7 protein-coding genes are annotated in these 8,469 nt (G+C 54.7%); all 7 read right to left on the bottom strand.

What is annotated here, in order from left to right:
• Positions 1-562 (bottom strand): hypothetical protein (locus HN413_03205; GenBank protein ID MBT3389394.1); only part of this gene is annotated, 562 nt, incomplete at its 3' end.
• Between the two features lie 33 nt (positions 563-595).
• A complete protein-coding gene (locus HN413_03200; GenBank protein ID MBT3389393.1) occupies positions 596-1,342 on the bottom strand; it encodes a 1-acyl-sn-glycerol-3-phosphate acyltransferase in 747 nt (248 codons plus the stop codon).
• Positions 1,320-2,021 (bottom strand): 1-acyl-sn-glycerol-3-phosphate acyltransferase, encoded by a 702-nt coding sequence (locus HN413_03195; GenBank protein ID MBT3389392.1) that lies wholly within the window; start codon positions 2,019-2,021, stop codon positions 1,320-1,322. The genes HN413_03200 and HN413_03195 overlap by 23 nt, the downstream gene beginning before the upstream one ends.
• A gap of 10 nt (positions 2,022-2,031) precedes the next feature.
• Positions 2,032-2,715, bottom strand: a complete 684-nt coding sequence (locus HN413_03190) for a (d)CMP kinase (protein ID MBT3389391.1) — start codon at positions 2,713-2,715, stop codon at positions 2,032-2,034.
• 75 nt (positions 2,716-2,790) lie between these two features.
• Entirely contained in the window at positions 2,791-4,503 is a 1,713-nt protein-coding gene (locus tag HN413_03185) for a hypothetical protein (GenBank protein MBT3389390.1), read from the bottom strand.
• A gap of 123 nt (positions 4,504-4,626) precedes the next feature.
• The gene (locus HN413_03180) at positions 4,627-7,137 is read right to left on the bottom strand and encodes a hypothetical protein (protein MBT3389389.1); all 2,511 of its coding nucleotides are present in this window, start codon (positions 7,135-7,137) and stop codon (positions 4,627-4,629) included.
• Between the two features lie 64 nt (positions 7,138-7,201).
• On the bottom strand, positions 7,202-8,469 hold a 1,268-nt coding region (locus tag HN413_03175), incomplete at its 5' end, for a hypothetical protein (protein ID MBT3389388.1).

Genomic DNA, 8,469 nt, shown 5'->3' with positions numbered 1-8,469 from the left:
CCATCGTAAGTATTGAACTGAAAATATATAAGAGCGGATATAGCAGACTAATTACAACAATTGCCACGATCGGGTTACGTGCAAATTTATATAAGGGTGTACGGTAACGCTGCTGGCTGATGGCCGCTAATAGGACTGCCAGCGTGACCCACTCGAAAATTGTAAAAATACTATGCGTCCCCCAAAAGCCCAGAATCAATCCAGAAATCGCGGCTAAAGCGGCAGCGGGAAAGGGGCCTAACAAACCAGCCGCCAATACCCATGAAAACGCAGCCAATACCATCACCGCCATACCCCCGCTATCCATCACAACACCCGGAAGAGGAATAGCGCTCAACCCCGGAATTCTTAACCCAACCAGTATAGCTGACAACGGGGAAATGATGAGCAACACGCCAAAAATAATATTACGATTGCGATCTCGCGGCCTGCCATAATTCCGCCACAACGCGAGTAACAAAATAATCACGATCAACCATAGCAACGCGCCAAGCCATCCTTCCCAACCCTCGGGAAAGATAAAAAACGGTGTTTCGGAAAGAATGCTAACTAATAAAGACATGGGCGTTCGCCAAGTTTCTAAAACTTAGAAAAATTATAGCACTTCTTCGAGCATCTCGATGGTATTCCGGGTCGCGTTTTCAAAATCGGCGTAAACACCGCGGTGCTTTTCAGGCAACAATGCCGCTAACTGGTACATGGCTTCGCGCGTCATCAAACTGAGTTGCTGCCCTTTGGCATGACGGAATTCGGCCTTGTAGCGAAAAGGTTTTCCAAAAACAACCTGTGCGCCTGGTTCCTTCCAGCGTGGCGAAGTGCGAAAAACTGGAAAACCACCGGTGCCCGATATGCCCACCGGCACAACGGCGGCCCCGCTGCGCGCCGCCAAATAGGCCACGCCTTCCTTCGCAGGTTGCAATGCGGGACTGCGCGTGCCTTCAGGGGCAACCAGAATGCTTTCGCCACTTTTAAGTACATTGAGGGCCAGGCGAATGGCTCTGCGGTCCACTTCTTCGCGGTGCACAGGAATCACACCCCATAATTTGGGAAAGATGCCAATCACCGGATATTCATAAACTTCAATTTTCGCCATCGGCGTAATATCACGCCAAACTTGTTGCAGCACAATCAGCGAATCGGCAAAAGAAATATGGTTGATCATAAAAATAAGCGGCCCATCCGCAGGGATATTTTCATACCCCTGAACACGATCAATCCGCACCCACAACGGAAAGCCTACGCGCTTCAGTAAGAAACGCAAAAAACGACGCTTATTTTTCCAGGCATGGTGATTATAGGGCTGCATTTCAGTGCGTTTTTCACGCTGCTGAGGCTTGTTCATACTTAAAATCATCTCCGTAAAGACCACGGTATTCGGGTGGTAGTAAAGCCGCGATGGCGAACATCACTTGATCGGCATTTTTCTGACGCGCCAAGCGGCGCGCTTCGCCTCGACCTGTAATGGGAGGCAATTCCACCGGCGGGCCGACGCGCATCTCAATGGAGGGACGCTGCCCCCGCAGCCCGCGCGACAAGAAATCGTCGGTGCTGCCCACTACCCCCACAGGGATCACTGGAACCCCGGCTTTGTCCATCAGATAGGCCACCCCAGGCCTGGCGCGGCGCATCCCCGGAGCATGTGAGCGCCCCCCTTCGGGTGCGATCAACAAAGGTCGCCCGGAGCGCAGCACATTAAGAATCGCATCAATCATTTGGCGGTCATATTCGCCACGGTGAATTTTGATGCCCCCATAACCACGCGCCAACAACGATTGACCAGGCCGCTGCCAGACATCGGCGGCTCCGGCTACTTCGGGAGCCATGGGCCAGAAGGAGGCCACAAAAGGTGCTTCGTACAACGAGATATGATTTATGGCAATTAGATACGCACCCGATTTGGGTACATTTTCCAAACCCGTAATCGTAACGCGGCTGATCAGGTGAAAAATTCCCCGCAATACAGCTCGTAATCCGGGGCGAAATAAACGCGCAGCCAAAGATGGACGATAGTTTTCAATCATACCGCAGCAATTAACCTTCGCCTCGCGCCAGACCTAACGCATACGCCAGAACTTCATCGATGTTCATATTGTCCGAATCGAGAATCACGGCATCATCGGCGGGACGCAAGGGGGCGACAGCGCGGGTGGAATCGATTTCATCGCGCATGCGCATGTCGGCAAGCACAACTTCCAGCATAATTTCGTCGCCACGGTTGAGACGCTCATCATAGCGACGACGGGCGCGTTCCTCTACAGATGCATCCAGATAAAGCTTGAGATCGGCTTCGGGCAGCACCACGGTGCCAATATCGCGGCCAACCATCACCACACGGCCGCGCTGGCCGATGCGGCGCTGTTGAGCCGTGAGCGCGGCGCGCACGCCAGGGTACGCCGAAACCACCGAAACATTGGCATCCACTTCGGGGCTGCGAATATCCCAGGTAATATCTACGCCATCGAGCAGAATATCATTATCACGGCCATCATCAGCGGAGGCTGATTGAACATCAATTTGGGCGCGTTCTGAAAGCGCTGTGATTTGGTCTTCTTCATCCATCGACAGGCCCGCCCGCAGCGCGGCGCAGGTGATAGCCCGATACATCACGCCGGTATCAAAAAACAAATAATCCAGGGCTTCAGCCATGCGCTTGGCCAGTGTCGATTTTCCCGAGGCTGCCGGGCCATCAATGGCAATTGTGTGAGGTAAGTTCATGGGTGCTCCATAAAAACGAAAAATAGATGACAGGGGAAGGAGGGTTCTCTCCGTTCTCGGTCGTCTGTCTTTCAATTATTGCGAAGTTTCTTCGGACTGCGCCTGATCGGGGAATATATCGCCGCGCGCCCACAGAATCAAAGTCTCGTTTTCCACTGGCGCGCTGCGGAAAATCAGCCAATCAACCCAGGCATGGGGCAGCGCGCCTTCCCATCCGGGCGAGCGACTCCAGACAAAATCTTGCCCGCGGTAAGCTGTCGCCCAGGCGGCATATTCGCTCTCTTGCGGTGCAATCACCACCAAAGGGAATTCCGCTTCGGCCAGCGCGGTGGTGTAGCTCACATCCGAAAAGTCGCGCAAAATCCAGCGCATGGCCGCCTGATCCACCAGCGAGATAATTTCCATTTGATCGAACAACCCCTGATCGGTTAGCGCCAGATCGTGCAGCGTATCCAGGAGTAGATCGGCATCTCCGGTGAGCGGCGGCAACGCCCATAACTCCGCCGGGTTGTTGGGACGGATTTGCGTTGCGCCCATCAGCACGGCAATACTATAAACGCCTAAAGCAGCCAGCAGGCCCAATAATGTGCCATTGCGCGCCAGCGACCACGACCAACCCAAGCCCACAAAAGTCGTTGAAAGCGCACCGAGCAAAACAATCCCGAACAGAATCAGCCAACGCAGCAGGTAGCCTTCCGGCAACGTCAAGCGCAACCCGGAAAGCGTCATCCAGGCCAGTACCAGCAGCACAAACCATGCCAGAGCCTGCCCAGTAGCGATGGGCTGGCGAAAATCTTCCTGAAATATGGCGCCCAGCGCTCGGGCCGCGATTCCCCACAAGGGCAGCAGCACCCAAACCAGATCGCCCATGCTACGCCCTGGATACACCAATGCCAGAAGGGTGGCGGTCAGCGCCCAGATGCTCAACCCGGTCACCCAACGATTGCGCCCTCGCGGCCAAAATAAGGCCACACCCGCAAAAATCAACACCAGGTATTGATACACACCCAAACTCGCCAAAACGCGCAAAGCGGGAATTCCGGATGGGGAAGCCCAACCCCGCAAGAATTCAACCAATGAAGTTGCCAACGCGCCCAAACCGGCTGGAAAGGTAAAAAAGCGCGTGCCGATAAGGAGGACCGTCGCCGCGGCGAAAACGAGGCCAGTTCTCAAAGGCGGTGTGGAGTCGGACTCCTGCGAGGGTGATCCAGGCAAAAATACAGATTCTGCCCCCCGGAACAATCCTGTCAGATGGGCGACACCCCAGGCAATGCCCAGGCCGAGCCAGCCAATCCACACCCCCGGCCCGGAGAGCAGCGCCAGACCGGCGAAAATGCCGCTCCAGGCCGGTTTACGAATATACGCCAGCGTCAGAACGGTGAAGGTCACGGCCAGCATTGGAGCATTGATGATGCGAGCAAGCGCCACCAACCCAGGGTCAAGCGCCAGGCCAAAGGCTAACGCCAGGGCGCCGACGCGTCCCAATTTTTCGCGCAAGGCCAGCGGAAGCAACACCAGGGCGCTTCCCACCAGGGCAGGCCACAGGCGCGCCACGAAGTTGCTACTGCCCAGCAGCGCAAAGCTCAGACTGGTCAGCGAGATGTAGAGCGGGTGAGATGCCGCCATTGGCAGCGCACCGCGGGCAACATCCCAGGCTTGCAGCGCAGCATCCGCTTCGAGGTTGGCGAGCGGAGCCACACCTAAATTCAACAAACGCACGCCCAGTGCCAGAATCAAGGCCAGGGCGTAGAGTCCATCTTCGAGAGTCAGTTTCCGTGAATTCATCATACTGTTCCAGTTTTGACGCAAAGTAATGGGAAAAAGGTCTCCATGATTTTACAATCTGCGTGCGTAATTAAGAAAGGACCTACGCACTTTCGCAAAAGAATGCCCGGAGGTCTGATTATAATCTTACTCGCCTGTAGTGTATTCGTACACAGTTACATCGCCCTGCTGGAAAGCATTTTGCAAGTTCAGGGCAAATTTCGTTTCGCTCAACCCGGCAGGGCAGGGCGCGCTGCCCGCTCCGTAGGCAAAACGCTCGCGCTCGCCCACAACCACATAGCGGATATTATACTGGCGCAAGATGATTTTAGCTTCGGTCCAATTGGGGATGCAATACAGGCGCTCGATATCGCCCTTACGCGAACCCATCTCCTCGGTGCCGCCGCGCCATTGGATTTCGTGAAATTCCCAGCCGAGTACAGTGGGCTGCCCGCTGTGGGTTGCCATGCGCGCAAAAGATGAATAACTACCACCCACGGCTTCGGCGACCACACCCAACGGAGCCTCACGCAGCCAGGCCATCGCCGCGGCCTCGTCGGGCGCGCCGTTCTGAATATGCGCTGCACCGTCCAATGTCCATTGGGGTGGGTTGAACTTGTTGGCCTTACTCCACAGGCCCATCGCCGGGTAAAGCAGGCTAAGAGAAATGACCAGCAACATGACCACGCGAAACGCTGCCCGGGGCTTTTTGGGCAATTGCTGCCACAAAATCGCTGTGGCATAGGCTGCAGCCATGGCCCACATCAACCAGGCCAGGAAGTAGAATTTAAAAATCGTGTTGATGCGATAACCAAACATATCACGCAGGAAAAGAAATTCCGGGCCAAGGACAAGCAACGCGGCGACCAGCGTGAGCAGCAACACAAAGGTATGTGCCGGAGCGATAGGGGGAGAATCTTCATCCGAGCGACGCGGCCACAGACTTGCCAGTACAAAGGTGAGCAATGCCCCCAAAGTGAGCCATGTTCCCGGGGCAATGAGGCGACGACGCAGCCCCTCGCCGATGGCAGCCGCCCACCCCGGCGCAGCCAGCGACCCGAGGAAGAGTTGTGTTGCCGAAGCCGCTTCGGGGTTGATAACACTGAACAGATGCAGCGCAGCGATGATTCCGGCCACCAGCCAAGAGAGCAACAGTAGCAGAACAATCAGTCCCAATGTAGTTAGCATCCCATATTTCAGGCGAGCGCGGTCACCATGTTTGCGCCAGAGATAAGCGCCAAAAACCAGCAACGGAATTAAGAAGGGGATAAACATGACCCAAAAATACACGCCGCGGGTCACGTAAATCAAATTGGGTAGAATCCCGCCCGCCTGGGAAGAAAAACTCAGATAGAAGGGCAGATAGAGCAAGATGGCGGCGAGGCCGAGGGTGAGGGAAAAAGTAAAGAAATCTTTGGCAAGCGTGATAAAGGTTGAAGGTTGAGGGTTAAAGGTTGAACGAAGCGCGTAAGCTCCGGCGAAGAGCGCCACATAAAAGGGTAAATCCCAGGTGTTGAGAAAACCCAGGCTGCCGATTAAAATCGCGCTGAAAGCGAAGTTCAGGGGGCTGATTTGCAAATTGAACCAGGGAAGGTTTTGCTGCTCGTCGCTGACGAAGAAGTTGAATATTAGGCCAAACAACAGGAAAGCAAAGGGCATTGCCAGTACATGCGGGTGCAAATCGGCCAGTAAAAAGGAGAAGAAAGGAAATTCGTCAATCACATCTCCCTTATTGACCCAGTTGAAATCAAAATCCTGCACGACGCGCGAGGCCTGCCACCACCACCAATGCGGAAACGGCTCGGCGGGCGGCGGTTGGCTAAAACTGCCCATATCAAGCCAGGCCCAGATCGGCGAAGTTAATTGTCCGCTTTCATCCGTACGCCAGAACACGCCACCGAGACGCAACAGGTGCAGCAACCCGCCCAGGTTAGAGACGATGAAAATAAAAAATGGGGCGAGGAGCGGACTGAAGACAGAGGACGGGAGACGTGGGAGCATTTCCCCGTCGTCGGTCTCCAGTCTTCGGTCGGCTTGTAAAGAAGCGAGAAGGTTGTATAAAAGCCCATACGAGCCAATCGCCGCAAGTCCGAATACCAGTGCGCCGCCCAGATTAAAGGCCACGCTGCCAGCGGTGGCGGTCAGGCGGGCGAGCATGACAACGAGGATAAAGCCAAAATGATAATACGAGATGGCGTAGCCAGAAAGCCAGGGATCATTGGGCGGCAAAGTCGGTGAGCGAAGAATGGAATTAATAAAAGCCAACTCCATCGGCTTCTCGGTGCCGACAATTTCCGGGTTGGCAGCACGCACAAGCGCCCACAACCCAAAGGCTACGAGAAAGAGTATCTCTATGGTCAGAATCACGCCGATTTGGGTTCGCAGCCAATCTTTGAGATTCGTCCACCCCACTTGACGCAACGCCGCTCCGCTCAGAGCAACCAGAATCAACAGGGCAAAAATCTGTCCGCCAGAGTCATTTGGCAGCACCCCCAAAGAACCCAGCAACCAGAAGATATAGCCCCACAGCAACCAGCCCAGGGCGCGGCTAAAAGCATAGCCGCGATCCGTCAATTTGGGCAGCATGAAATAGGCCAGCGGAAAGGTCAGCAGGCCGAGAAGAGAGATCAGGAGGTACCAGAGGAAGAATTGGAGCATGGTATGGGGATTGGGGAATTGGGCGATTGGGGAATAGGCAGTAGGTTTCCTTACCCCTAATCACCTAATCCCCAATCACTTTATAAATCACCGTTTCACCGTTGCGAAAAACTTCATCCCAAAGTTGGCCTTCGTAGGCGGAAAATTTATCCAAGCCGAGGCCGTCGTATTTGGCGCGCTCGAACTGGCCGAGGATAATATAGCTAACATCATATATTTGCAAAAAATTTTGGGTCCATTCAATATCTTCTGTCATATAAAATTCATGAGTACCATCCACGCGCTCGTATACCCAATCGTGCGGCACAATCGTACGTTGCTGGCGTTGATGCCAGTTCCAGCCGACCACGGAGGGGAGGCCAGTATAGATGGTGTAACGCGTGCCCCAATGATACTCAACTTGATTACCTTCCACGATAACTGGCGACCCCGCAACGTTTTCCTGCATCCAGCGGATAGCCGCGTAATCTTCGGAAAGATCAAGTTCCTGACCTTCATCGTAGTAAGTGGCAAATTGCATATAAGTCATACCGTCGAGGTTGTTCGGGGCCTTGGCGGTCATGCGGTCTTCAATTTTGGCAAAGCTGCCCAAAACAGGATACAGACCCGCTACACCCAGCATGAATACCAGGATAATTTGCCAGGCCACGCGCCAGCCGGATTGCCAGCGATTCAACCGCGGCAAGAGCCAGCCCAATGCCGCCGCCGCGCTGACCGAGAGCAATGTCCAGGCGTGCAGATAGAATTTGAAGACCGAGTTCATGCGCCCGATGTCGCCGATCACGTAGATGATTTCAACCATCAGGGTGAGCGCCAGGGCGGTACCGGTGAGGAAGAGCACAAACCGCTTGGCATCGGATGTGTCGGGACGCAACATCAGCACCCCAGCCCAGACCACCAGGGGCAGAACAAACCATATTAGATGAATCCCCAACCCCAGAGGCAGGCGCGTGTCGCCGCCGCCTTCAACGGGCAGATCAATCCCCAGTAGCAAGATCACCACCGCCAGCAGGATCAAGCCGGTCACAATCAGGATTTTATACGGCTCCAGCTTGCGCAACGCGGAGACAGGCGTTTTTGCCATCCAATCGATGGTTTCAGCGATCATCCAGGAAACGATCACGAAGAGGAACAGCCCCCAATGGGTGAGGTAATCGGAGGTGGGGGTGTGGCTGCCGGGCCAGATTTTGAATTCGCTGTACCCCTGGCTGTACCATTGCGCATAGGGCTGATATAAGCCCCGTGCGAGCAAAACAAGTGCAAGAGAACCTGCGACGATCAGTAGCAAGCGTTTGATCTTCCCCCACTTCAGTCCTGATGCTGTTCCCTCTC

The sequence above is a fragment of the Chloroflexota bacterium genome (assembly GCA_018648225.1).
GTDB lineage: Bacteria > Chloroflexota > Anaerolineae > Anaerolineales > UBA11858 > NIOZ-UU35.
The sequence above is the reverse complement of the archived record's forward strand: the minus strand, read 5'-3'. Positions and strand labels throughout refer to the sequence as shown.